The organism is Streptomyces sp. NPDC057474 (genome assembly GCF_042802555.1).
In the GTDB taxonomy this organism is placed as follows: domain Bacteria; phylum Actinomycetota; class Actinomycetes; order Streptomycetales; family Streptomycetaceae; genus Streptomyces.
In genome coordinates, this window is sequence record NZ_JBHVDX010000483.1 from 1 (window position 1) to 1,744 (window position 1,744).

The 1,744-nt window shown below is 69.8% G+C and carries 3 protein-coding genes; all 3 read left to right on the forward strand.

The genetic code is table 11. The features are described from left to right. On the forward strand, positions 1 to 668 hold a 668-nt coding region (locus tag ACFU53_RS47905), incomplete at its 5' end, for a vitamin B12 dependent-methionine synthase activation domain-containing protein (RefSeq protein WP_384006948.1). Continuing rightward, the gene (gene metF / locus ACFU53_RS47910; protein ID WP_384006951.1) at positions 665 to 1,576 is read left to right on the forward strand and encodes a methylenetetrahydrofolate reductase [NAD(P)H]; all 912 of its coding nucleotides are present in this window, start codon (positions 665 to 667) and stop codon (positions 1,574 to 1,576) included. The genes ACFU53_RS47905 and metF, both read left to right, overlap by 4 nt. Continuing rightward, positions 1,554 to 1,744: adenosylhomocysteinase (locus ACFU53_RS47915; protein ID WP_384006954.1), on the forward strand; the 191-nt coding region annotated here is incomplete at its 3' end. The genes metF and ACFU53_RS47915, both read left to right, overlap by 23 nt.

Here is a 1,744-nt window from a genome sequence, read left to right on the forward strand (position 1 = left end):
CCTACGAGGAACTCGTCGAGACCGAGGGCCGGCCCCGGCTGCGCGGCCTGCTCGACAAGCTGCAGACCGACAACCTCCTCGAAGCGGCCGTCGTCCACGGCTACTTCCGCTGCGTGTCCAAAACCGACGACCTGATCGTTCTGGATGAGGGCGGCTCGGAGCTGACCCGGTTCACCTTCCCGCGCCAGCAGCGGGGCCGCTACCTGTGCCTGGCCGACTTCGTCCGCCCGGAGGAGTCCGGCGAGATTGACGTCGTCGGCCTCCAGGTCGTCACCGTCGGCTCGAAGATCGGCGAAGCCACCGCCGAACTGTTCGCGTCCGACTCCTACCGCGACTACCTCGAACTGCACGGCCTGTCCGTGCAGTTGGCCGAGGCACTCGCCGAGTACTGGCATGCCCGCGTCCGCACCGAACTGGGTATCGGCGGCGGTGACCCCGACTCCCTCGACGGCATGTTCCGCACCGACTACCAAGGCTGCCGCTACTCGCTGGGCTACCCCGCCTGCCCCGAGCTCGCCGACCGGGCCAAGATCGCCACGCTGCTCCGGCCCGAACGCATCGGAGTCGCCCTGTCCGAGGAGTTCCAGCTGCACCCCGAGCAGTCCACCGACGCGATCGTGATCCACCACCCCGAAGCGGGCTACTTCAACGCCGGAGGCCGCAATTGAACTCGCTGCGCGACACCCTGGCGAGCGGCAGGCCGACCTTCTCCTTCGAGTTCTTCCCGCCCAGGACCGAGGCCGGGAGCCGCGCACTGTGGCAGGCGATCCGCCGGATCGAGGCCCTGTCCCCGGCGTTCGTCTCCGTCACCTACGGCGCGGGCGGCTCCTCGCGGGAGCGCACCGTCGAGGCCATCAAACGCATCGCCACCCAGACCACCCTGCGTCCGGTCGCCCATCTGACGGCCGTGGGGCACTCGGCGGCCGAACTGCGTCACATCATCGGCCAGTACGCGGACGCGGGTGTGCGCGATGTGCTCGCCCTGCGCGGAGATCCGCCGGGCGACCCCAACGGGCCCTGGACGCCGCACCCCCAGGGCTTCCGGCACGCCCACGAACTGGTCCGGCTCGTCCGCGAGCTGGGCGGATTCAGCGTCGGGGTGGCGGCGTTCCCGGAGCGGCATCCGCGCTCGGCCGACTGGGAGAGCGACATCCGCCACTTCGTCGCCAAGTGCCGGGCCGGAGCCGACTACGCCATCACCCAGATGTTCTTCGACGTGGAGGACTATCTGCGGCTGCGGGACCGGGTCGCGGCGGCCGGCTGCGACACCCCGATCATCCCCGAGATCATGCCGGCCACCGATGTGCGACAGATCCGCCGCTTCGCCGAACTGTCCAACGCCCGCTTTCCCACCGAGCTCGCCGACCGCCTCGAAGCGGCCCGCGACCATCCGGCCGAGGGCTACCGCATCGGGGTGGCGCACGCCACCGGTATGGCCGAGCGGCTGCTCGCCGAGGGCGCGCCCGGGCTGCACTACATCACCCTCAACCGGTCCACCGCGACGCTCGAGATCCACCAGAACATTCAGAGCATCCGTAACCCAAGGAGCACACATGCCCTCGCAGCCGCCGGCTGACTTCACGGACTTCAAGGTCGCCGACCTCTCCCTGGCCGAGTTCGGCCGCAAGGAGATCACTCTCGCCGAGCATGAGATGCCCGGTCTGATGGCGATCCGCAGGGAGTACGCCGAGGCGCAGCCTCTCGCCGGGGCCCGTGTCACCGGTTCCCTGCACATGACCGTGCA